This window comes from Roseburia sp. MSJ-14, assembly GCF_018918225.1.
Classification (GTDB): Bacteria; Bacillota; Clostridia; order Lachnospirales; family Lachnospiraceae; genus Petralouisia.
Map to the genome: position 1 here is coordinate 1 of NZ_JAHLQD010000026.1, position 25263 is coordinate 25263.

General features: G+C 37.1%; 21 protein-coding genes and 1 tRNA gene. 21 read left to right on the forward strand and 1 reads right to left on the reverse strand.

Annotated elements, in window-relative coordinates:
• The first annotated feature begins 174 nt into the window (after positions 1-174).
• From KQI83_RS09860 to KQI83_RS09870, 3 genes are all read left to right on the forward strand, one after another.
• Positions 175-375 (forward strand): hypothetical protein, encoded by a 201-nt coding sequence (locus tag KQI83_RS09860; RefSeq protein ID WP_216557162.1) that lies wholly within the window; start codon positions 175-177, stop codon positions 373-375.
• A 339-nt stretch (positions 376-714) separates the two neighbouring features.
• The gene (locus tag KQI83_RS09865) at positions 715-1176 is read left to right on the forward strand and encodes a hypothetical protein (protein WP_216557164.1); all 462 of its coding nucleotides are present in this window, start codon (positions 715-717) and stop codon (positions 1174-1176) included.
• 54 nt (positions 1177-1230) lie between these two features.
• Positions 1231-1527: a hypothetical protein gene (locus KQI83_RS09870; protein ID WP_216557167.1), complete on the forward strand. Its 297-nt coding sequence runs from the start codon at positions 1231-1233 to the stop codon at positions 1525-1527.
• Positions 1528-1671: 144 nt separating this feature from the next.
• Here KQI83_RS09870 and KQI83_RS09875 read toward each other — a convergent pair.
• Positions 1672-1746, reverse strand: a tRNA-Pro gene (locus tag KQI83_RS09875).
• 126 nt (positions 1747-1872) lie between these two features.
• Between KQI83_RS09875 and KQI83_RS09880 the strand changes: the two genes are divergently transcribed.
• The 18 genes from KQI83_RS09880 to KQI83_RS09965 all read left to right on the forward strand — a co-directional run bounded on the left by KQI83_RS09880 (position 1873) and on the right by KQI83_RS09965 (position 25165).
• Positions 1873-3717, forward strand: coding sequence for a L,D-transpeptidase family protein (locus tag KQI83_RS09880; RefSeq protein WP_216557171.1), 1845 nt, complete (start codon positions 1873-1875; stop codon positions 3715-3717).
• Positions 3718-3742: 25 nt separating this feature from the next.
• The gene (locus KQI83_RS09885; protein WP_216557174.1) at positions 3743-4756 is read left to right on the forward strand and encodes a LacI family DNA-binding transcriptional regulator; all 1014 of its coding nucleotides are present in this window, start codon (positions 3743-3745) and stop codon (positions 4754-4756) included.
• A 555-nt stretch (positions 4757-5311) separates the two neighbouring features.
• The gene (locus tag KQI83_RS09890) at positions 5312-6640 is read left to right on the forward strand and encodes an ABC transporter substrate-binding protein (protein WP_216557177.1); all 1329 of its coding nucleotides are present in this window, start codon (positions 5312-5314) and stop codon (positions 6638-6640) included.
• A 171-nt stretch (positions 6641-6811) separates the two neighbouring features.
• Positions 6812-7624: a carbohydrate ABC transporter permease gene (locus tag KQI83_RS09895; RefSeq protein ID WP_216557826.1), complete on the forward strand. Its 813-nt coding sequence runs from the start codon at positions 6812-6814 to the stop codon at positions 7622-7624.
• 22 nt (positions 7625-7646) lie between these two features.
• Entirely contained in the window at positions 7647-8429 is a 783-nt protein-coding gene (locus KQI83_RS09900; protein ID WP_253295590.1) for a carbohydrate ABC transporter permease, read from the forward strand.
• 93 nt (positions 8430-8522) lie between these two features.
• Entirely contained in the window at positions 8523-11543 is a 3021-nt protein-coding gene (locus KQI83_RS09905; RefSeq protein WP_216557180.1) for a glycoside hydrolase family 2 TIM barrel-domain containing protein, read from the forward strand.
• 140 nt (positions 11544-11683) lie between these two features.
• Positions 11684-12331: an HAD family hydrolase gene (locus KQI83_RS09910; protein WP_216557183.1), complete on the forward strand. Its 648-nt coding sequence runs from the start codon at positions 11684-11686 to the stop codon at positions 12329-12331.
• 59 nt (positions 12332-12390) lie between these two features.
• Positions 12391-13446: a histidinol-phosphate transaminase gene (gene hisC / locus KQI83_RS09915; protein WP_216557186.1), complete on the forward strand. Its 1056-nt coding sequence runs from the start codon at positions 12391-12393 to the stop codon at positions 13444-13446.
• Positions 13447-13473: 27 nt separating this feature from the next.
• A complete protein-coding gene (locus tag KQI83_RS09920) occupies positions 13474-14322 on the forward strand; it encodes a DUF368 domain-containing protein (RefSeq protein WP_216557189.1) in 849 nt (282 codons plus the stop codon).
• Positions 14323-14326: 4 nt separating this feature from the next.
• Positions 14327-14602 carry a DUF1294 domain-containing protein gene (locus tag KQI83_RS09925; RefSeq protein ID WP_216557192.1) on the forward strand — a complete coding sequence of 92 codons (276 nt, stop codon included), beginning with the start codon at positions 14327-14329 and terminating at the stop codon, positions 14600-14602.
• Between the two features lie 93 nt (positions 14603-14695).
• Entirely contained in the window at positions 14696-15934 is a 1239-nt protein-coding gene (gene glyA, locus KQI83_RS09930; RefSeq protein WP_216557194.1) for a serine hydroxymethyltransferase, read from the forward strand.
• A 187-nt stretch (positions 15935-16121) separates the two neighbouring features.
• On the forward strand, positions 16122-17504 hold the full coding sequence (locus KQI83_RS09935) for an efflux RND transporter periplasmic adaptor subunit (RefSeq protein WP_216557197.1): 1383 nt from the start codon (positions 16122-16124) through the stop codon (positions 17502-17504).
• 5 nt (positions 17505-17509) lie between these two features.
• Positions 17510-18202: an ABC transporter ATP-binding protein gene (locus KQI83_RS09940; RefSeq protein ID WP_216557200.1), complete on the forward strand. Its 693-nt coding sequence runs from the start codon at positions 17510-17512 to the stop codon at positions 18200-18202.
• Complete coding sequence (locus tag KQI83_RS09945) at positions 18195-19778, forward strand: biotin/lipoyl-binding protein (RefSeq protein WP_216557203.1); 1584 nt, start codon at positions 18195-18197, stop codon at positions 19776-19778. Before KQI83_RS09940 ends, KQI83_RS09945 begins: the two co-directional genes overlap by 8 nt.
• A 12-nt stretch (positions 19779-19790) precedes the next feature.
• Complete coding sequence (locus KQI83_RS09950; RefSeq protein ID WP_216557206.1) at positions 19791-21044, forward strand: ABC transporter permease; 1254 nt, start codon at positions 19791-19793, stop codon at positions 21042-21044.
• Positions 21045-21364: 320 nt separating this feature from the next.
• Positions 21365-22645, forward strand: coding sequence for a serine--tRNA ligase (gene serS / locus KQI83_RS09955; RefSeq protein ID WP_216557209.1), 1281 nt, complete (start codon positions 21365-21367; stop codon positions 22643-22645).
• A gap of 280 nt (positions 22646-22925) precedes the next feature.
• Complete coding sequence (locus KQI83_RS09960; RefSeq protein WP_253295579.1) at positions 22926-24452, forward strand: DUF1538 domain-containing protein; 1527 nt, start codon at positions 22926-22928, stop codon at positions 24450-24452.
• A gap of 17 nt (positions 24453-24469) precedes the next feature.
• Positions 24470-25165: a P-II family nitrogen regulator gene (locus tag KQI83_RS09965; protein WP_216557216.1), complete on the forward strand. Its 696-nt coding sequence runs from the start codon at positions 24470-24472 to the stop codon at positions 25163-25165.
• Positions 25166-25263 lie beyond the last annotated feature (98 nt).

A 25263-nucleotide genomic window follows, 5' to 3' on the forward strand; every position in this document is an offset into this window, starting at 1 on the left:
GTCGCCAAACGAATTCGAACGAGTGTATGAAAGAACGAACACTGAGGCTGAGCTTCTGGCAGGTTAAAATGGGGAGAAATTTCTCATTTTAACTTGTACTAAATCTTGACATAGGACCAATATTTTGAAGGAAAATGTAGAGTCTATGTTGATTATAAGGGCTATAATGTTATTATGCCAATGGGGATGTGGGGGTTTGAAGAAGAAATTCGGGATAGAAAGATAGAGTTTGAAATCGATGGTGAAAAGGGAAATTTTAAATCATTAAGTTATGTAGTAAAGAAAAGCGATTTAAAATTGTTTTGTGATATGATATATTTCTTTTTATCTGAGCATAACTTAGACAAAACATTGAATGATGCGTTTAAATATTAAATGTATTTAAAGAAACAACAAAGGATTATTGGACAATGATAAAAATAGAAAATAACAAAATATTGTTACAGGGAAAGAAATTGCAATTTCATAATAAGATTATGGAGGTAGCAGAATATGATGGAAAAGTTAGGAGATAATGATGATGTTCTTGCTAATGCTAAAAAATATTTGGGAGCTACATCAAGAAAGTTACAAATAGAAGCAGATAGAGCTATTGGACGGATTCGTTAAGTAATGCTATGAAGGTAATGGTGAATATCTTACTGTTACCTTTTTAGTATATTAAGGGAATTACATAAGATTTCAGATTGAAAAGCGGTAAGAGAGGTGATTCTTTTGATTGAAAAAAGATGTAATTATAGAGGAAAAGAATATAGTTGTAAAGTGAAAAAAGATATGGTGAGTATTTATTCACATAATGAAGAAGAAGGTTTTTTGCCTTGTAAAGATTTACTTGGAAATGTAATAAAGGGATGTTTTTTTAAAAAGGTGAAAATTAACGATGTTGAAGAGATATATAATTTGCGTTATATGGCTGTGTATGATAAAAGAGAATTTGAAATTCTTTCTTTAAATATTAATGCTATTAAAAAACATAAATTAACTATTGTTACTCAAAATGAAATATTAGCACGAGAATTAGGGTTTGAAAAACGTGAACAGTTTGTTTTCTGCAAAGATATTGATATAACAGAAGAGACAAAGATTATATGTTATATAGAATATGCTAATAAGGAAAAGGGGATAGATAGACAGGAAATATTATTAAAGGATTTACAAAATAAATTTAGAAAATAAGATTACATGTATAAATGAGAGTTTACTCGATTTACATAGAAAATTTGGAAATATATGATAGTAAAACTGGATTGCTTATATAACCGTTTATGTATGATTCAGATTTGGACTGCATGTATTTCTGAAACCGTGCTTGGAAGAAAAGATTTAGCAGAAAGAAGCAGTATGATTTTTTGGGCATATGATTTAGGTGAGAAAGAAATGGCAAAAGAATTATTAAACTTTGTTTTGGGTTTGGTAACAGTTCAAACATCTGATGAAAATATAAAGTCTAGGTTGGAAAGAATCATAAAGAAATGTTATATGATAAGTTCTAAGATAAATTATTCAACTTTTCCAGTATCATTATAAATGGTAAATAAAAAACCAAACTGCGTGAAGTCAGTAGAAAAAGTCTACTGGCTTAATATGTTCAAAATTATCTAAAAAATGGATTTTTATAAATTATATGAAAAAGGAAATTGAAAGAAATATAATTTGTTTTGTAAAATAACATCGGGGTAACAGGATTCGAACCTGCGACCTCACGGCCCCCAGCCGTGCGCTCTAACCAAGCTGAGCCATACCCCGCAACTTTCACATTGTATCACAAATTGTACAATGGGGCAATAAAAAAAAGCGCTAAATCGTTTGACTAAATGGAAAATGCCGATATAATAGAAGGGAAAGAAAGATTAGAATAAGGGAAGGTAGTATATGAAAGTGAGTGAAAAATTTACAAAGAAGCAGATAATACTTGGGAGTGTTGGAATAACACTTTTCGTATTATTGGTGATTTACATTAGTATAGCAATATTTTTTCAAGGACATTTCGCATTTCATACCACAGTTAATGGAGTGTCAGCCTCCGGTAAGAATCCGAAACAGGTAGAAGAACAGATTAAAAAGACCATTGATGGATATACACTTACTGTGGAAGAACGTGAAAATCAGTCAGAGGTTCTAGATGGCAGTAAAATAGGATTGAAAACAGAATTTGATGGTAGCTTGGAAAAGGAATTGAAGAAGCAAAACGGATTTGCATGGCCAATATATTTGTTTAAATCATCCAAAATAGAAGTTAAGACGATGGTAAAATATGATGAAGATAGTTTAGAAAAAGAGCTTCAAAATCTTAACTGTATGGATGAATCCAAGATGGTAAAACCGGAAAATGCTACTGTATCAGAATATTCTAAGTCCAAGGGATATGAGATTGTTCCGGAAAAAGATGGAACAGAAATTGATACGGAAAAGTTTTTTAAGGTGATAGGGAAATCCGTAACAAATTTACAAAAAAGCGTTTCTTTAGAGGGCGAAAAGTGTTATACCAAGCCAACATATACCAAAGATTCTGAAGAGTTAAAGACCCTGGTAGACACTATGAATAAGTACGCAGGTACGGAAGTTACATATGAGTTTGGGGATAAGAGTGAAAAATTAGATGGGGAAACAATTAGTCAGTGGCTTACGGTAAATGAAAATATGGAGGCAGATATTTCACAGGATAAAGTAAGTGAATATGTGGCAACCTTAGCAGATACATACAATACAGCAGGAAAGGCAAAAAGTTTAAAAACATCCTATGGCACTACAATTACGGTAAGTGGCGGAGATTATGGATGGAAGATAGATAAAGCTGCGGAAACAGAAGCATTGATGGAAAATATAAAAGCAGGAGATAAAGTTTCCAAAGAGCCGGCATATGCCAAGACAGCAAGTAGCCACGGAGATAATGATTATGGCAATACATACGTTGAAGTCAATCTGACTGCACAGCATTTATATTATTATAAAAATGGTTCATTGGTGTTAGAGTCAGATTTTGTATCGGGAAATGAATCGAAGGGATGGAGTACACCAACCGGAGTTTATGGTTTGTATTATAAACAAAAAGATAAGACGTTGCGTGGAGAGGGTTATGCAACACCGGTATCTTTCTGGATGCCATTTAACGGTGGAGTAGGATTCCATGACGCAACTTGGAGAAAAGATTTCGGCGGTAATTATTATCATAAGAGCGGATCTCATGGATGTGTAAATTTACCGTATAGTGCAGCACAAAAATTATATGAAAATATTGAGGCAGGATGCCCGATTTTTGTATATACCTTAGGCGGAACAGAAAGTACAAAGGCTAAGTCACAAGATGCGGCATCAGCAGTTGTCAGTGCAATTAACAGCATTGGTGCGGTGTCACAGGGAAGCAGATCTGCAATTAGTAATGCAAGGGCACAGTATGATGCATTAGATGAAAGTGCAAAGGGTTATGTAACGAATTATGATGTCTTGACAGCAGCAGAAGCGCAATTAGCACAACTTGACGCTGATGCTGCTGCGAGAGCGGCAGATCAACAGGCACAGGGTCAGGCACAGCCGGTAATAGATGCAATTAACAATAATCTTGTAAATCAGGCAATTACACTGGATAAAAAACCGATTGTACAGGAAATCAGACGTCAGTATGATGCACTGTCAGATGCAGCAAAGGCTAAAGTAACAAATTATTCAGTACTTACAGAAGCAGAACGATTGATAGCAACAATGGAAAGTGGTTCATAAAGTGTTCAAGGAGAAGGGACAGGATATGGAGTATCAAAAGGAAAATGATAAGAAAATAACAATTTCCGATGTGGCAGATGCGTTGGGGGTATCAAAGACCACAGTTTCCAGAGCAATTTCAGGAAAAGGAAGAATTGGAACAGAAACAAGAGAAAGAGTACTTGCTTATATTAAAGAGCATAACTATAAGCCAAATGCTTTGGCAAAAGGCTTGGCGCAGTTAAAAACGTATAATATAGGTGTCATGTTGCCGGAAGATTATACATTGGTAGATTTACCTTTTTTTCAGACATGCCTTATGGGAATTAGTGAAGTTGCAGTTAGTATGGACTATGATATTCTGTTGACTATGGGAAGGGAAAATGAAAATACCCAGTTGATGCGAATGGTAGAAAATCATAAAGTAGATGGTATTATTCTAATGCGGACATTTACCAAAGATGAAAGTATAGAATATTTACAAAAGACAGGTATTCCGTTTGTAACCGTAGGAAGTACCAATTATACAGATGTGGTACAGGTTGATAATGACCATAAAAATGCATGTAGAGAGTTGATTTCCATTTTATTGATGAAAAAAATGCGGCGAATTGGAATTGTAGGGGGAATTGAGTCGCATGTGGTAACACAAAGCCGTTTGAATGGTTACCTGGAGGCATATGAAAATGCAGGTCTGGCAATCGAAAAAGATATTATTTTTGTAAATGCAGATAGAGAGGCAATGATAGAGCGAGCAGTTGAGAAATTGTTAGAGGCAAAAGTGGACTGTATTGCATGTCTGGACGATGCTGTTTGTATGCAGGTACTAAATAAATTGCGCAAGGAAAATGTGCGGGTACCGGAAGAAGTAAAGGTAGCGTCCTTCTATGATAGTTCTATTTTAGACAGCCATATGCCGTCAATCACATCGCTGTCCTTTAATGTACGGGAATTGGGAATGACAGTGTGTCATACCCTACTGGATATGATAGAGGGAAAACAAGTAGAACAAAAAACTCTATTAGGATATGAGGTAATCTTAAAAGAATCAACCAAATAGAAGAGCAATGGAAAAGATCACTGTTTTAGCAGTGGTCTTTTTTTATGTAATAGGAAAATGCGTCCTATTACATAAAAAACGCTCCGCTAAGGAAGCACACCTCGCGGAGATGAAATTAGTCGTAAGTGACACCGCTAAGGATACAAATCTCTTATAGCAATGTATATAAATAGTAGTAAGTAAAAGTTTAGTAAAAAAATAAAAAAACGCCAGTAAAAATAGTGTGAAAATTTACTAATAAGTTAAAGAACATACAAAGAAAAATAGGAGTAACGGATTTATAAGGATGGTAACGTTACCATGACTGATTTTTATAGTAAAATAAGGAAAAAATATCTAATTTTCGACTGAACAACCGATTGCGCAAACAAAAAATATAGTGAAAATGACGAAAAAAATATAGGAAAAATACACAAAAACAGATTTGAAAAACTAGAAAAAAAAGACATTTACAACAATATAATTATTTGGTAAACTTTAACCATAGAACAACCGATTGAACAATTTGCGAATTGTTCTAAACAAACAAAAACTTTTTATTGGGAGGGAAACAATATGAAGAAAAAACTTTTAAGCGTATTACTTTGTTTAACAATGACAGCAACTATGATGGTTGGCTGTGGGGACTCAGGAAACAACAGTAAGAAAAGCGACAGTTCCAAAGATAGCAACACAGCTGCTTCTGAGGACGAGAACACATTAACCGTTTGGTGTTGGGATCCGGCATTTAATATTTATGCAATGGAAGAAGCCGCTAAGATTTATAAGGAAGATCACCCGGACGTTACTGTTAATGTAGTAGAAACTCCTTGGGAAGACGTTCAGACCAAGTTGACAACAGCAGCAACCAGTGGAAACTTTGACACATTACCGGATATTTTGTTAATGCAGGACAATGCATTCCAAAAAAATGTTATTTCCTATCCAGATGCATTTGTTGATTTAACAGATAGTGGAATTGATTATTCTAACTTTGCAGAAGGAAAAACAGCATATTCTGTAGTGGATGGAAAGAATTACGGAGTACCTTTTGATAATGGAGCAGTTATTGCTTGTTACAGAACAGATGTATTAGCAGAAGCCGGATACACTGTTGATGATTTTACAGATATTACATGGGATGAATATTTGGAAAAAGGAAAAGATGTTTTAGCTAAAACAGGTAAACCATTACTTTCCTGTCAGGCAGGTGAATCTGATGTTATCATGATGATGCTTCAGTCCTGCGGAGCTTCTCTCTTTGATGATGATGGAAATCCTGATATAGTTGGAAACGATGCGTTAAAGAAAGTTATGGAAACATATTCTAAATTAGTAGAAGCAGGAGTATTAATCGAAGTAAACTCTTGGGATGAATATGTAGGAACACTTACAAAGGGAACAGTAGCTGGAACTGTCAATGGATGCTGGATTATGGCTTCTATTCAGACAGCAGAAGATCAGAGCGGAAACTGGGCTATCACAGATATGCCAAAACTTGTAGGTGTAGATGGTGCTACGAACTATTCCAACAATGGTGGATCTTCTTGGGCAGTTACAAGCAACTGTAAAAATTTAGATTTAGCAAAAGATTTCTTAGCAAGTACATTCGCAGGAAGTGTACAGCTTTATGAAAATATTTTACCAAGCTCCGGTGCTTTAGCAACCTACTTACCAGCAGGTGATTCTGAGGTATATGCACAGCCATCTGAATTCTTCGGCGGCGATGCAGTATTCTCAAAGATTACAGAGTTTGCAGGAAAAGTTCCTTCTAACAATACTGGTGTATACTACTATGAAGCTCGTGATGCCGTAGCAGTAGCAATCCAGAATGTTGTGGCCGGTGCAAATATTGATGATGAACTTCAGGTTGCACAGGAAACAGTGGAATTCAATATGCAGTAACAATAAAAGTAGCAGAATAAGTATTGTGGAGAATGGCAAAGGCTATTCTCCACAATAGTAATAAAGGGGGGCACAGATGTGAGCCAGATAAATGAACCCAGAAGAAAAAAGAGGTCCTTGAGTAAAAAACATAATCTCACCGGTTGGGCGTTTCTGACACCGGCAACTGTAATGATTGCGATTATGAGTTTCTTGCCAATGATAAAAGCATTTATTTTATCTTTGCAAGTTGGTAAGGCAAATAATCTGACTTTTGGTGGATTTAGCAACTATACAAGAATGTTTAAGGATAAAGTTTTTATGACTTCCTTAGGAAACACATTCTTATACTTAATTATTCAAGTGCCTATCATGTTGATTTTAGCATTGGTTTTGGCATCTATGTTGAATAATAAGAATCTTCGGTTTAAGGGATTATTCCGTACCGCAATATTTTTACCATGTGCAACATCACTTGTTTCTTATGCAATTATTTTCCGTTCTCTGTTTGCAGTAGACGGATTCATTAACAATATTTTAATTAAAGTAGGAATTTTAAATACAGGATATAATTTCCTGGGGCATGCTACAAGTGCCAAAATTATCATTATACTTGCTTTGGTTTGGAGATGGACCGGATATAATATGGTATTTTACCTTTCCGGATTACAAAATATAGAATATTCTGTTTATGAGGCAGCAAAAATTGATGGAGCAAGTCCAATGCAGACCTTCTTCAAAATCACAGTACCTTTGCTGAAACCAACCATTTTGTTGACAGCAATTATGTCTACAAACGGAACATTACAGTTGTTTGATGAATCCGTTAACTTGACAAAAGGTGGACCGGCAAATGCAACAATTACGATGTCCCATTACATTTATAATGTATCCTTTAAGTATGTGCCAAACTTCGGATATGCAGCAGCAATGTCCTTCTTAATCTTCATTTTAGTAGCTATTTTGGCATTCGTACAGATGAAAGTAGGTGACAAGCGTGACTAAGACAAAAAGAGCCAATGTTTTAATGTATATTGTGTTAACGATTGTATCTATTATTTCCGTATTTCCAATTTATTGGATGGCAGTATCTGCAACCAATAAGAGTGTGGATGTTACTAATGGAAAACTGATACCAGGTGGATATTTGATAGAAAATATCAAGGCATTATTTGCCTCACAGAATGTTCAGGCAGCAATGTTTAATTCCTTTAAATATGCTATTATCCTGACAATCTGTTCTCTGATCATTTGTTCCTTGGCAGGTTATGGATTTGAAATTTATCATGATAAAGGAAAAGATTTCGTAATGTCAATTCTGTTATTGGCAATGATGGTACCATTTGTTGCAACAATGATTCCATTGTTTCGAATGTTTTCTTCTGCAGGCTTGTTGAATTCAACTTTAGGATTTATCCTTCCAACGATTTCAACACCATTCCTGATTATGATGTTTCGACAGAGTGCAAGAAGCTTTCCTCATGATATTATCGAGGCAGCAAGAATTGATGGATTGAGCGAATTACAGATTTTCTTCCGTATGTTCGTTCCTACCATGCGCTCCACTTATGCAGCAGCAATGACAATTACCTTTATGAATGCATGGAACAATTATCTGTGGCCAAAGGTAATTATGCAGGATGATACCAGTATCACGATGCCGATGTTAGTAGCAAACTTAATCGAAGGTTATGTTACCGACTATGGTGTATTGATGTTAGCGGTTTTGTTATGTACATTACCAACTGTAATTATTTTCTTCCTGTTACAGAAGAGCTTTGCAGAAGGTATTACAGGAGCAGTGAAATAATCTCATATTTGAAAGCATAAGAACAAAGTTCGGCAGCACTGGTTTTCGGTGCTGCCGAACCAGTATAAAGAAAAATGTATTGGAGGTATGAATATGTCTTGCTTTAACTATGAAAAAGTAAAGAACCCACTTGTGTTTGCGGAAAATAGAAAAGATGCGCATTCAGACCATGTGTGCTATGCATCTATGGAAGAATTGCAACAGAAAAAGACAAGTTTTCGCTATTCCCTGAATGGACTTTGGAAGTTTTCCTATGCAAAAAACTATAATTCCACAATAAAAGGATTTGAAGCAGAGGATTACGATTGTAAATCCTGGGCAGATATTAAAGTTCCGGCACACATCCAGATGGAAGGATATGACGCACCGCAGTATGCTAACGTACAATATCCATGGGATGGAAGAGAACAGATTGAACCGGGAGAAATACCGGAATATTTCAATCCGGTGGCAAGTTATGTAAAATATTTTCAGGTACCGGAGCAAATGAAAGGAAAGCCAATTTATATTTCTTTCCAAGGAGTGGAAAGTGGTATGGCACTGTGGCTAAATGGAAATTATGTAGGCTATAGTGAGGATAGTTTTACACCATCGGAATTTGAACTTACACCATATATCAAAGAGGGAGAAAATAAGCTGGCAGTACAGGTATTTAAGTGGACTTCCGGAAGTTGGTGTGAGGATCAGGACTTTTTCCGATTCTCTGGTATTTATCGAAGTGTATATTTGTATACCATTCCAAAAACACATATAGAAGATATTCGTATTCGTACCTTATTGGATGACTCTTATGGAAATGCAGATTTGCAGATTACATGCAAAACAGTAGGAGAAGGTAAGGTAAGGGTTACCTTAAAAGATGGAGAAGAAGCGGTAATTCAGACAGAAGCAATGCTGGAAAAGGAACTTACAATATTACAAAATGTAAAAGAACCGGCACTGTGGAGTGCAGAAGAACCGAATCTCTACGAATTGCTTTTAGAGGTTTTAGATGAAAGAGACAATGTGGTAGAAGTCATTTCTCAAATGATAGGATTCCGCCGGTTTGAAATGAAGAATCATATCATGCAGATTAATGGAAAACGAATTGTATTTAAAGGCGTAAATCGTCATGAATTCAGTTCTAAGACAGGGCGGGCAGTTACAGATGAAGAGATTCTTAAGGATATTATGACTATGAAACGCAATAATATCAATGCGATTCGAACCAGCCATTATCCCAATGATTCCAGAATTTATGCATTATGTGATAAATACGGACTTTATATGATTGCAGAAAACAACATGGAAAGTCATGGCTCATGGGATCCAATTGTGCGTGGTATAGCGGATATTGAAACAGCAGTTCCGGGAAATAACAAAGAGTGGGAACCAATGATGCTTGACAGAGTAAATTCCTGCTACCAGAGAGATAAAAATCATCCCGCCATTGTAATTTGGTCCTGTGGAAATGAGTCCTTTGGCGGAACTGTTATTCGAGATATGGCAGATTGTTTCCGTAAGTTGGATAATACCAGATTAGTACATTATGAAGGTGTGTTCAATGACAGACGATACAATGAAACCAGCGATATGGAAAGTCAGATGTACCCAAGTGTAGAGGATATCAAGGCATTTTTGGCAAAGGATAGAAGCAAACCATTTATCTGCTGTGAGTATACCCATGCTATGGGAAATTCCTGTGGTGCAATGCATAAATATACGGATTTAACAGATACAGAGCCTTCCTATCAAGGTGGTTTTATTTGGGATTATATCGACCAGTCTATTGAAAAGAAAGACCGATATGGCAATAAATTCCAAGCATATGGTGGTGATTTTGGAGATCATCCATGTGATTATAATTTTAGCGGAAATGGAATTGTATATGGCGGAGAACGTGATGAATCACCTAAAATGCAGGAAGTAAAATTCAATTATCAGAATATCAGTGTTGAAATAAGCGAAGAGAAAGTTTTGGTAAAAAATAAAAATCTGTTTGTAAATACAGAAAAATATGATTGTATAGTGATATTAGAAAAAGATGGTGTATTTGTAGAGCAAGCGCAGTTGATAACCAATGTGGCACCGCTAAGTGAGGAGACATATCCGCTTCCGTTGCAAATTCCAAAAGCACCGGGCGAATATGTGGTTACCGTATCGTTCCGATTGAAAGAGGCAGAAGACTGGGCACCGGTGGGACATGAAGTGGCATTCGGACAGGGTACTTTCAAAGTAGAAGCAGAAGAAAATTCAATCACGGAGCCGCTTACCGTAATTCGTGGAAAATTAAATATCGGGGTGCGAGGAGAACATTTTGAATGTCTGTTCAGTTATTTAAACGGAGGATTGGCATCTTATCGATATGGCGGAAAAGAAATGATAGAAAAAATACCAATGCCAAACTTCTGGCGAGCACCAATTGATAACGATTGTGGAAACAAAATGATGGGACGGTATGCACAGTGGAAAATTGCCAGCATGTACTGTTGGATGGATACAGAAGTAAAAGAAAATCCAACCCTTCTGGAAAAAGAGCACAGTGCAGTGATTACTTTCTATTATGCAATGCCTACGACACCTGCAAGCAAGTGCAGTATCTCCTATGAGGTATTTGGAGACGGAACCATTGCTACTACATTAACATATCAACCGGTAAAAGAGTTAGCAGATATGCCGGAATTTGGTGTAATGTTTAAATTTAATGCGGATTATGAAAATGTAGAGTGGTATGGAAATGGACCATCTGAAACTTATTGCGACAGACAGCATGGAGCAAAGCTTGGAATCTATAAAAACAAAGTAGTAGATAATGTAGCGAAGTATTTGGTGCCACAGGAGTGTGGAAATAAAACCAAGGTGCGCTGGGCAAAGATAACTGATAATACAGGAAAAGGAATCATGTTTACAGGAGATGAACTAAGCTTTTCCGCTTTACCGTATACACCACACGAAATGGAAAATGCAATGCATCCATATGAGTTGCCACAGATACATTATACTGTAGTAAGAGTGGCAAAACAGCAGATGGGAGTCGGTGGAGACAACAGTTGGGGAGCACGAACTCATGAAGAGTATTTGCTGGATGTAACAAAACCGATGGAATTGAAGTTTTGTTTTAAGGGAATTGTATAAAGAAGCAGGAAAAAGAAAGGGAACTGTCAGAGAAAGGCAGTTCTCTTTCCTTTATGAAAATTCTTTTCAATTCTATTTTTTCGTGATAGAATGTCACAATAACAAAAAGTATTGACAGGACAGAATAACAGGAGGCGGAAATGAAAGCAATTGTATTTGATATGGACGGTGTAATCATTGATTCCGAATGGCTGGTGGCAGACTGCTGGCGTATTATCGGAGAAAAATACCAAATTCCCAATATAGAAGAGAATTGTAAAAAATGTCTTGGACTAAATAAGGATGCAACGAGAGAAGTATTCCTTTCTTGTTACGGAGCGGATTTTCCATATGATGAATATAAACAGGAGTCTTCTGATTTATTTCATCAAAGAGAAAAAGAAGAACTGAAGCTAAAATTAGGAGCCAAAGAATTTTTGCAGTGGTTAAAAGAGCAAAAATATCGAATCGGACTTGCAACATCCACCAGAGAAGCAGTAGCAAAAGTGCAATTAAAGGATTTAGGAGTGTTACACTACTTTGATAAAGTAGTCTGTGGTGATATGCTAAAAAAGAGTAAACCGGAACCGGATATTTATTTGATGGCATGTAAACAATTAGAAGTTTTACCGGAAGAAAGCTATGCAGTAGAAGATTCTTATAATGGAATTCGTGCAGCCTATAACGCAGGAATGAAGGCAATTATGGTACCGGACAGAGTAGGACCTAATGAAGAAATGGAAGAAAAAAGTGTTGTCATTCTTGAGAATCTTATGGAAGTGAAAAAATGGTTAGAAAAAAATGTATGATTTTTTACTTTCATATGTTAATATGGTAGGGTACGAAATACATGATAGGAGGAACGAATATGGAAACATGGGAAGAAAATGTGCGTAAGGTAGTTCCCTATACACCGGGAGAACAGCCAAAGGCAAAAAATATAATAAAGTTAAATACAAATGAAAATCCTTATCCACCGGCTCCGGGCGTAGAACGGGCATTGCGTGAAATGGATGTACAGGAGTTTCGCAAATATCCGGATGCAGAGACAAAGCCATTGGTAGATGTGTTAGCAGAATACTTTCAGGTGAAACCGGAACAGGTATTTGTAGGCGTAGGGTCTGATGATGTATTGGCAATGAGCTTTTTGACTTTTTTTAATTCAAAAAAGCCGATTTTGTTTCCTGATATTACATACTCATTCTATGATGTGTGGGCAGATTTATTTCAGATTCCATATGAGTGTCAGCCATTAGACGATAATTTCCATATAAAAATAGATGATTATAAAAAGGAATGTGGCGGAATTGTTATTCCGAATCCCAATGCACCTACCGGAGTAGCTATGAATTTGGCTCAAGTGAAAGAGATTTTGCAGAGTCATCCGGAGGTAATAGTGATTATTGATGAAGCATATATTGATTTTGGAGCAGAGTCAGCGTTGACATTATTACCGAAATACGAAAATCTTTTGGTAGTTCAGACTTTTTCCAAGTCCAGAAGTATGGCTGGAATGAGAATCGGTTATGCCATTGGCGCACCGAAACTTATTAAGTACCTTAATGATGTAAAATATTCTTTTAATTCCTATACCATGAATATGACAGCATTAACTCTTGGGGTAGAAGCGGTAAAGGATGAAACATATTTTAGAGAGACATTGCAAAAGGTAATTAATACCAGAGAGCGTATTCAGAAAGAGTTAAAGGCATTGGGATTTGTTTTTCAGGATTCTAAGAGTAACTTTATTTTTGCAAGTCATCCAAAATATCCGGCAAAAGAATTATTTGAGGCATTGAAGAAATCAGGCATTTATGTAAGATACTTCAATAAGCCGAGAATTGACAATTATTTGCGTATTTCCATCGGAACAGATGAAGAAATGGATGCATTAGTTACATTTTTGAAAAATTATATGAAATAAAAGTAAGAAAAGAATTGGAGAAAATCTATGTTAAAAATGATTTTAAAAGGAGTGGTAATTGGTGTTGCCAATATCATTCCGGGAGTAAGCGGTGGAACCATGGCTGTTTCCATGGGAATATATGATAAGATTATTCATGCTGCAACTCACTTGTTATCAGAGTTTAAAAAGAGTATGAAGGTATTAATTCCTATCTTGATTGGTGCGGCACTGGGATTGGTAGTAGTAGCAAGAGTCATTCAGATTATGTTTGATAAAGCACCGTTACAGACAAATTTGCTGTTTGTAGGATTAATTGTAGGGGGATTACCGGCTATGACTAAGAAAGTAAAAGGTCAGAGTATACGGTTGCCTCATATCATGGCATGTGTTTTATTTTTTGCCTTTGTAGTAGGTTTGGCAGCAATGGGCGAAACAGAAGGTGCAGCAGCAGATATGACATTTAATGCAATCAATGTAGTGAAGCTCTTTGGTGTGGGAATTGTTGCTTCAGCAACCATGGTAATTCCGGGTGTCAGTGGTTCGATGATTTTAATGATTATGGGCTATTACAACCCGATATTAAAAGAAGTAAACCGTTTTATTGATAACTTAGTAAGTTTTAATGTGCCGGGATTAATGGATGGATGTGCCGTTTTGGTACCATTTGGTATCGGTGTAGTAGTTGGAATTTTTGCAATTGCTAAGTTAATTGAAATTATTTTTACCAAGTTCCCGTATGTAGCATATTGGGCAATTATCGGATTAATCATAGCATCTCCATTTGCAATTCTTATGATGAATAGTCTTGGAACAATTAGTGTAGTAACGGTACTTACCGGAATTGTGGCATTAGCAGTAGGAATTGTGGTTGCTATGAAACTGGGAGAAGAATAGAAAAATGAGTACCTTAGAGAAAATATTCCTGCTATATGTCATCGTGATTAACGTGATTGGTTTTGCACTTATGGGAATTGATAAGAAAAGAGCCAGAAAACATGAATGGAGAATACCGGAAAAAACATTATTTTTGGTAGCGGTTTTGTTAGGAAGTATTGGTACATGGGCAGGAATGTATGTGTTTCATCATAAGACAAAACACTGGTATTTTGTGCTGGGAATGCCGGCAATATTGATACTGCAAGTAGTAGTTGGAATACTTAAAAATGTTTATTGACATTCAAAAAACAAAAGAATATCATAAACGTAACAAGAATGAATGACTGACAAATAAGTCAGTTGAGAATAAAAAGAGGAAGGATAGGAAGATATGTACGCATTTGATGAAGTAAAAAATGTAGATCCACAGATAGCACAGGCAATTACAGATGAGATGGAAAGACAGAACAGTCACATTGAGTTGATTGCATCAGAAAACTGGGTAAGTAAGGCTGTTATGGCAGCAATGGGAAGCCCTTTGACAAATAAGTATGCAGAAGGATATCCGGGAAAAAGATACTATGGCGGATGTGAATGTGTAGACGTAGTAGAAAACCTGGCAATTGAACGTGCAAAGGAATTATTTGGTTGTGAGTATGTCAATGTACAGCCACATTCCGGGGCACAGGCAAATATGGCAGTGCAGTTTGCTATGTTAAAGCCAGGAGATACCATGATGGGAATGAACTTAGACCATGGCGGACATTTAACACACGGAAGTCCGGTAAACTTTTCAGGAACTTATTTTCATGTTGTACCTTATGGTGTAAATGATGAAGGCTTTATCGATTATGACAAAGTAAGAGAAATTGCATTAGAGTGTAAGCCAAAACTTATTATTGCAGGTGCAAGTGCTTATGCAAGAACCATTGATTTCAAGAGATTCCGTGAAATCGCAGACGAAGTAGGAGCATACTTAATGGTAGATATGGCTCATATTGCAGGATTGGTAGCAGCAGGACTTCATCCAAGCCCAGTTCCATATGCACATGTTACTACCACAACTACACATAAGACATTGCGTGGACCAAGAGGTGGAATGATTCTTTCCAGTCAGGAAATCGCAGATAAGTTCAATTTCAATAAAGCAATTTTCCCGGGAATTCAGGGTGGTCCTCTGATGCATGTTATTGCAGGAAAGGCAGTTTGCTTTAAAGAAGCATTGGATGATAGTTTTAAAGTATATCAGAAAAATATCATTGATAATGCACAGGCATTATGCAAAGGTCTTATGAATCGTGGCATTAAGATTGTTTCCGGTGGAACAGACAATCATTTAATGTTAGTAGATTTGACACCATTTGATTTAACAGGAAAAGCAGTAGAAAAATTATTAGATTCCGTAAACATTACTTCTAATAAGAATACAATTCCAAATGATCCAAAGTCTCCGTTTGTAACCAGTGGTATTCGTCTTGGAACACCGGCAGTTACCTCCAGAGGATTTAATACAGAGGATATGGATAAGGTTGCAGAATGCATCGCAAGAATGATTAAAGAAGGCGAAGCAGCAGCGGATGAAGTAAAAGCAATGGTAAAGGAATTAACAGAAAAATATCCATTAGTTTAAGATTAAGGAAAAATTAAGAAACTTCCATGAAGTTTATAAACTTTCCATGGTAGAATGGCTATAAGGCAATTGAGCGTTGTAGCCATTTTTTCTATGCGGAGATGAAATTAGTCGTGAGCGACACCGCTCGGGTGCGAAAGAGTCTGACAAGGGAACTCTTTTTTATTAAAATATCAGGAGGAGAACGATGAACAAAAAGAAAGTAGGAATTATCATTGCAGCAGTTGTAGTGGTTGCAGCTGCGGCAGGGGGTGGACTATGGTATTTCTTAAAAGGAAACAATGCGGGAGGAAGTAGTGCAGATAAAGTATATGTGGAATCTGTAGCGACATTAGTATCTGCAAATACAGGGGCGCAGAATCGATATTCTGGAGTAGTAGAGCCTCAGGAAACATGGGAAGTAAATAAAAACAGTGAGAAGACGGTAAAAGAAGTTTATGTAAAAGAAGGGGATGCAGTAGAAGTAGGAACACCTTTGTTTGTATATGATACGGAAACATTAGAGTCAGAAATAGAACAGACAAAGTTAGAAGTAGAGGGACTTCAAAACGACATTACCAATTATCAGGCACAGATTAAACAGCTGAATGATGAAAAAAACACAGCACCGGAGGATGAAAAATTTAATTACACAACTCAGGTTCAGGGATTACAAAATAACATCAAACAGTCACAATACAATATCGAAAGTAAAAAAATTGAAATACAAAAGAAACAGGATGCAATCAATAATGCTACTGTGACCAGCCAGATTGCAGGAGTAGTAAAGTCAATCAATGAAAAAGAAGTAGATTCAAATGGAAATACAGCAGCGTATATGACAATTCTGGCAACGGGAGATTACAGAATCAAAGGAACCATAAGCGAACAGAACATTGGAGCCTTAAGTGAAGGACAGAGTGTCATTATACGTTCCAGAGTAGATGAAAATCAGACATGGACCGGAACTATTAGCAAAGTGGATTTGGAGAATCAGGAAACCAGCAATAACAACAATATGTATATGGATAGTAGCAGCTCCGGTCAGACTTCCAGTAAATATCCATTTTATGTTTCCTTAAATACTACCGATGGATTGATTTTAGGACAGCATGTCTATGTAGAATTAGACGAAGGTCAAACAGAGAAAAAAGATGGAATCTGGTTATTTGAAGGTTATCTTGACCAGAGTGGAGATGAACCATATGTCTGGGTGGCAAACAAAAAGGATAAATTAGAGAAACGCAAAGTAAAATTAGGGGAATATGATGAAGCATTAGGTGAGTACGAAATTAAATCGGGACTTTCCCAAGATGATTACATTGCATATCCAATGGATGGATTATATGAAGGTGTTTCTACGGTAACCGATGCATCAGAAGTAGATTATTCTTCCCCGCTTTATAATCAAGAGGGAGAAAGTGGTGTAAATGAAGAAGAAACTATGCCAGAGGACGGAATGAGCGAAGACGGAGGAAGCGTGCCGGAGGATGGAATGAGTGAAGATGGAGAGGCTATGCCGGAAGGAAAAGATGCAACTGATAGTGAGAGTAGTCAGTCTGCGAACCCGGCAGAAGAACCGGAGGGATGAGCAGAATGATATTGAATTTACAGAATATTTATAAAGATTATCAGCAGGATAAGCTTGTAGTTCCGGTACTCAAGGATGTTTCCCTCCAAGTAGAAGAAGGAGAATATGTGGCAATTATGGGACCATCCGGTTCAGGAAAAACAACTTTGATGAATATTATTGGTTGTTTAGACAGACCAACATCCGGAACCTATGAATTAGCAGGAGAAGACGTATTGAAATATAAAGATAAAGAGATGTCAGACCTGCGTCTTAGAAGAATCGGATTTGTTTTTCAGAGTTTTCATTTGTTACCACGTCAGTCTGCAATTGAAAATGTAGCACTTCCATTAAGTTATGCCGGCATAAAGAAAAAAGAGCGAAGAGAACGTGCTGCTGCTGCATTGGAACGAGTTGGATTGGGAGAACGTGTGGATTTTAAACCAACTCAGTTATCAGGTGGACAAAAACAGCGTGTTGCCATTGCAAGAGCCATGGTAAACAATCCAAAGATTCTTTTGGCAGATGAGCCAACGGGAGCATTGGATTCCAAATCAGGTCAACAGATTATGGAACTTTTTGACAAACTCAATGAAGAAGGGGTTACCATCGTAATGATAACCCATGATAGAAAGATTGCCTCAAATGCAAAGCGTATTGTACACATTATAGACGGTGTGATTACAGAAGAGGGCAGTGAGGAGGCAGCCGATGAGTAAGAAAAAGATAATTATTATAGTAGTTTCCATTATCGTGGTAATTGCACTGGTTGTAGGTGGAATTTTTGCATATCGCTGGTATCAATCAGAAAATACAACCATAGAGGTTCAATCTGTTTCTGATTTGAACTGGGGATATAGTGGAAATGAAATGAGCAGCTATGGGGAAGTAACAAATGATTTGTCACAAGATGTATATTTGTTAGATAACCAGACCGTTAAGGAAGTATTGGTAACAGAAGGACAGACGGTTTCCGTAGGAGATCCGTTGATTTCTTATGATATGACCTTGTCGAATTTGCAGTTAGAAATGAAACAACTGGATATAGACACCGATACAAGTAAGCTTGAAGCGGCACAAAAAGAATTGGAAAAATTGAAAAAAACAACTCCGATTCCGGAAACATCCACAACACCAAGTACGCCGGCAGTACCGGATACACCAACAGTACCGGATACACCGGAAGTAGCGGAGAAGACAGGGGATGCTTACAATTATATTTCATTAAATGCAGTACCGAATAAGGGAAGCGGAACAGTAAATGACCCATATGTATTTTTGTGTACACCGGATTGTTATGTATTAGGTGAATATTTGAATAGTTTATCTGAAGATGCAACTAATCCAAAGTTTGTGATATTTGAGATTCATCAGAATAATACGTTTGATGGGGAATTGATTACATCTTGGAGCATAAGCGGAGCAAATGGTTTACCGAAGATGGCAGAAGACTCCAAATGGGCAGTAAGTACCCAGTCACAAATAGAAGATACGATGGATGATGAAGCGGTTGTAACAGAACCGGAGGTAAGTACACCGGAACCACAAGCTCCACAAGGATATACTGCAAAAGAATTAGCAAAGCTGATTTCAGACAAGGAAAAAGAAATCCGAGAGCTTGATTTAAACAAACGAAAAGCGGAACTGGAATTAGAACAAATGAAAAAAATTGCAGAAAACGGAACAGTAACAGCAACCGTAAATGGTGTAGTAAAAAAAGTAGGAGATAAAGATAATCCACCAACAGATGGTAGTGCATTCTTGACTGTGAGCAGTTCGGAAGGTTTGTATGTAAAAGGTGCGTTAAGTGAATTGATGTTAAATGACATATCAGTAGGACAGAACGTTTATGCAAATTCATGGGAAAGCGGAATGAGCTTTGAAGCAACTATTACAGAAATATCCACATATCCGGAAGAAAACAGTAATGCATGGAGTGGAGATGGTAATCCAAATGTATCTTACTATCCATATACTGCTTATATTGAAGATACTGACGGATTAAAAAATGGGGAATCTGTGGAACTTACCATGTCAAGCAATGAAGATTCTTCAAATAGTATTTATTTAGAAAAAGCTTATGTGCGCCAGGAAGATGGAAAGTCATATGTATGGAAAGCGGGTAAGAATGACCGCTTAGTAAAGCAGTATGTAGTAACGGGAAAAACTCTTTGGGGTCAGGCGGTAGAGATTGTATCAGGTCTTAGTCTGGATGATAAAATAGCATTCCCATATGGAAAAAATGCAAAGGAAGGCGTAAAAGTAAAAGAGTCTTCCGGTGGAATAATGTATTAAGGAGGAAACAGTATGTTAGAAAATATAAGATTGTCCTTTCAGGGCATCTGGTCACATAAAATGCGTTCCTTTCTTACCATGTTGGGAATCATTATTGGTATAGCAGCAATTATTGCAATTGTTTCAACTATCAAAGGAACCAATGAGCAGATTAAAGAAAATCTGGTAGGCTCAGGTGACAATACAGTGACCGTACAGTTAAATCAAGGTGATAATGCTTACGAAATGGAATATAACGGAATACCAGATGGAGTTCCGGTGATTTCAGAAGAAGTAAGACAGCAGATGGTAGATTTGGATCATGTAAAAAATGCTTCTTTATATACTTATAGAGAAGGATATAACACAGTATATCATCAGAACACAGGATTATCTGGTGGAAAAATATATGGAATTGACAACAATTATTTTTCTACCTGTAATTATAAAGTAAAAAGTGGAAGAAATTTTGCAGATTCCGATTATAGCAAACTGCGAAAAGTAGCAATTTTAGATACCGATTCAGCAGAGACACTCTTTCAAGGAGAAAATCCGGTAGGAAAAACCATTGAAATTCAACAGGAGCCATATGTGGTAGTTGGTGTGGTAGAAAAATCTTCAAAGTTTGAACCGGTAATCAACTCTATGGATGATTATTATATGTATGCACAGGATAGCAGCGGTTCCGTATATGTACCAAATACCACATGGCCGGTAATTTATTCCTATGATGAACCGCAGACATTGGTATTGAAGCTGGATAGTACAGATAATATGACAGCAGCGGGAAAAGAAGCGGCAGATATATTGAATGCGAACCTTACCGTGCAGGACGATACCTTAAAATATAAGGCAGTCAATCTGTTAGAGCAGGCAAAGGAAATTCAGGAATTAAGCCAGTCTACCAATACCATGTTAATCTGGATTGCAGGAATTTCTCTTTTAGTAGGTGGTATCGGCGTTATGAATATCATGCTGGTATCTGTAACAGAGCGTACCCAGGAAATTGGTTTGAAAAAGGCAATCGGAGCCAGAAAAGGAAAGATTTTAGGACAGTTCTTAACAGAGGCAGCAGTATTAACCAGTATGGGTGGTATACTTGGCGTTGTAGTGGGAATTATTTTAGCAGAAGTAATTTCCAAAGTAATGGAAACAAAAGTTGCCATTAGTGTTCCGGCAGCCATTGTGGCGGTTGTGTTCTCTATGGTAATCGGAATTATTTTTGGTTTGCTTCCATCTTATAAGGCGGCAAATCTCAATCCAATTGATGCATTGCGACACGAATAGGAAAATTTTGATAGAGTTCTGGCATAAGGAGCTTGCATTTTCAAAATAATAATAGTATAATGTGAAAAGAATTTGACAATGACGAAAGCTATGATTGCAATGCTGTGACAGAGAGCCGATGGTTGGTGTGAATCGGTACGGGATACAATCTTTCCACTTTCAGAGTCAGTGGTGAGAACCACGGAGTAGTATTCCTTATCATACTATTAGAGAGGTCGCAAGAGCGGCAATTTGGGTGGCAACGCGGAGCATAAGCCTTCGTCCCATGCATGGATATTTGTGCATGAGGCGAGGGCATTTTATATTTTAGGAGGAAAATCATGATAGATTTAAAATTTTTAAGAGAAAATCCAGAAGTAGTAAAACAGAACATTCGTAATAAGTTTCAGGATAGCAAACTTCCATTGGTAGATGAAGTAATTGAATTAGATGCACAGGCAAGAAAGACACAGCAGGAAGCAGACGCTTTGCGTGCAGACCGTAAAAAACTGTCTAAGCAGATTGGTGCTTTGATGGGACAGGGAAAAAAGGATGAAGCAGAAGCTGTAAAAGCACAGGTAAATGCAAGTGCAGAACGTTTAGATGAATTAGAAAAAAAGGAAACAGAATTACAGGAAAAAGTTACTAAGATTATGATGACAATTCCAAACATCATTGATCCATCTGTTCCAATCGGAAAGGATGACAGCGAAAACGTAGAAGTTCAGAAGTTTGGAGAGCCGGTTGTACCTGATTTTGAAATTCCATATCATGCAGAAATTATGGAAAGCTTCCATGGTTTAGATTTAGACAGTGCAAGAAAAGTAGCAGGAAATGGATTTTATTATTTGATGGGAGATATTGCAAGAATCCATTCCGCAGTTATTTCCTATGCAAGAGACTTTATGATTAACCGTGGATTTACTTATTGTGTACCACCTTTTATGATTCGTAGTAACGTAGTAAGCGGTGTTATGAGCTTTAAAGAAATGGACGAAATGATGTACAAAATCGAAGGAGAAGATTTGTACTTAATCGGAACCAGTGAACATTCCATGATTGGTAAATTTATTGATACTATTTTAAATGAAGATCAGTTGCCACAGACATTGACAAGTTATTCTCCATGTTTCCGTAAAGAAAAGGGAGCACATGGTATAGAAGAACGTGGTGTTTACCGTATTCACCAGTTTGAAAAGCAGGAAATGATTGTAGTTTGTAAGCCAGAAGATTCTAAAGCATGGTTTGACAAGTTGTGGCAGAATACCGTAGATTTGTTCCGTTCTTTGGATATCCCGGTTCGTACACTGGAATGTTGTTCTGGAGATTTAGCAGACCTTAAAGTAAAATCTGTGGATGTAGAAGCATGGTCTCCAAGACAGAAGAAATACTTTGAAGTAGGTAGTTGTTCTAACTTAGGCGATGCACAGGCACGTCGTTTAAAGATTCGTGTAAACGGAAAAGACGGAAAATATTTTGCACATACTTTGAATAATACCGTAGTAGCTCCACCTCGTATGTTAATTGCATTCTTAGAAAATAATTTGCGGGCAGACGGAAGCGTAAGAATTCCAGAAGCATTGCGACCATACATGGGTGGAATCGAAAAAATTGAGCCATAATTTTTAGAATAGAATAAAATAGAAAAAATAAGAAAAGAAAACCTCTTTATGTTGGCAAGGGTGCCAAGGTAAGGAGGTTTTTGTGTCATAAGAAATACTATGTTAAAGTGCTGATTAGTCATAAGTAACATTGCTATGTTGGATGCCAAAGAGTCTAGCGGGTAACGATTTGTTCTATAGTGCTAATAAAACGCTAAAATTAAAAAAGACTTTGCCCTTGGGAGAAGTCCTATGTTACAATAAAAAGCAAATATTATGTAAACAGGAAAGAGGCGATTGTTTGGGAAAATACACAGGAAAATTAAAAAAGAAATTAGAAGAATCATTGCGGGCAGTGTTGCCGATTATAGGAATTGTACTGGTGTTAAGTTTTACCATTGCACCTATTACACCAAGTATTCTTCTGAGTTTTCTGGTAGGAGCAGTATTTTTGATTATTGGTATGATGTTTTTTACACTAGGTGCGGAAATGTCCATGACCCCAATGGGAGAACGTCTTGGAACCAGTATGACAAAAAGTAAAAATATTATTGTAATCATTGTATTATCTTTTATTCTTGGATTTATCGTTACCATTTCGGAGCCGGATTTGCAGGTGTTAGCGCAACAGGTTCCGTCTGTACCAAATGTCACTTTGATTTTAGCAGTGGCAGCCGGAGTTGGATTTTTCCTGGTAATCGCATTTCTTCGTATGCTGTTAGGGGTTGCTCTTCCTCCGCTTCTGGTATTTTTCTATGCTATTGTGTTCGGATTGGTATTTTTAGTTCCTGAGAGTTTTCGAGGAGTAGCATTTGACTCTGGCGGAGTTACTACCGGACCTATGACAGTACCGTTTATTATGGCTCTCGGAATTGGTATATCTTCTATTCGTAATGACCACCATGCTGCAAACGATAGTTTTGGATTGGTAGCACTTTGTTCTATCGGACCGATTTTAGCGGTATTAATATTGGGAATGATATACCATCCAACCGGAAGTGATTATAGTCTGGCAGCCATTCCGGAAATAAATGATTCCGTAGAGCTGTGGAAGTTATTTGGCACAGAATTGCCTGCATATATGAAAGAGATTGCAGTTTCGTTGCTTCCAATTGTGGTATTTTTCGGATTGTTTCAGATATTTTCCTTAAAATTATCAGGAAAAACGCTTACGAAGATTGTAATCGGGTTAGTGTATACATATATTGGGTTGGTACTGTTTTTAACAGGAGCTAATGTGGGATTTATCCCATCTGGAAATTACCTGGGACAGACACTTGCCTCCTTAGATTATCGCTGGATTATTATACCCATTGGTGCGGTGATGGGATATTTTATTGTAAAAGCAGAACCGGCAGTTTATGTGTTAAATCATCAGGTAGAGGAAATCACAGACGGAGCAATTCCGGCAAGTGCTATGGGTCTTAGCCTTTCCATTGGTGTGGCAGTTTCCATAGGTTTATCCATGGTGCGTATTCTTTGGGGAATACCGGTACTTTATTTCCTGATACCGGGATATGCCATTGCCATTGGATTATCTTTTTTTGTACCGAAAATATTTACTGCCATTGCATTTGACTCCGGTGGAGTTGCGTCCGGACCTATGACAGCAACATTTTTACTGCCAATGGCACAAGGGGCTTGTATGGCAGTAGGTGGAGATATGGTAACAGATGCCTTTGGTGTGGTAGCAATGGTAGCCATGACCCCTCTTATTACCATTCAGATATTAGGCATGATTTATAAAATCAAAGAGCACAGACAGGATGTTTCCCCAGTGGAAGATGCTTATGCCAATATGGATGAAGATGCAATTATTGAATTGTAGCAGAAAGGATATAAAATATGAGTCAGCTTCATATGATGGTTACGATTACCAATCGTAATCTTACAAAAAAGTTTGTACATTTTTATAAAGAAAAAGGACTGGATGTTTCCGGTGTTACCGTAGGAATGGGAACAGCAGCCAGTGAAATCTTAGATTATTTTGGCTTAGAAGGAACGGAAAAAAGTGTATTATTTCATGTTGTTACCAATGAAAAGTGGCGAGAAGTAAAGTATGATTTGCAACAGAAAATGCAGATTGATTTACCGGGAATGGGAATTGCGTTTTTAGTGCCATTAAGTAGTATTGGCGGAAAAAAGGCACTGAATTATCTGCTAAGTGGACAAAAATTTGTAAAAGAGGAGGAATCCACATTGAAGGAAACAAAATATGAACTTTTAGTTGCAATCGCAAATCAGGGATATACAGAACTTGTTATGGATGCAGCTCGTCAGGTGCATGCAGCAGGAGGAACGGTAATTCATGCCAAGGGAACCGGAACAGAAAAAGCAGAGAAATTCCTTGGTGTTACCCTGGTAGCAGAAAAGGAAATGGTCTTTATCGTAGTAAAAAGCGAACAAAAAAAAGAAATTATGAAAGCAATTATGGAAAAAGCAGGTTTAGAAAGCAAGGCAAAAGCCATTGTATTCTCCCTTCCTGTGTCGGCAACTGCGGGAATGCGTTTGATGGAGGAAGCAGTAGAGGAAGAATTGTAAGAGGGATTGAGGGAATCACTATTTTTTTGTATTAAAATATAGGTATTCAAAAATGGGTTGTAAAAAATTCCCATATGTGTTAATTTATTAACGAACGG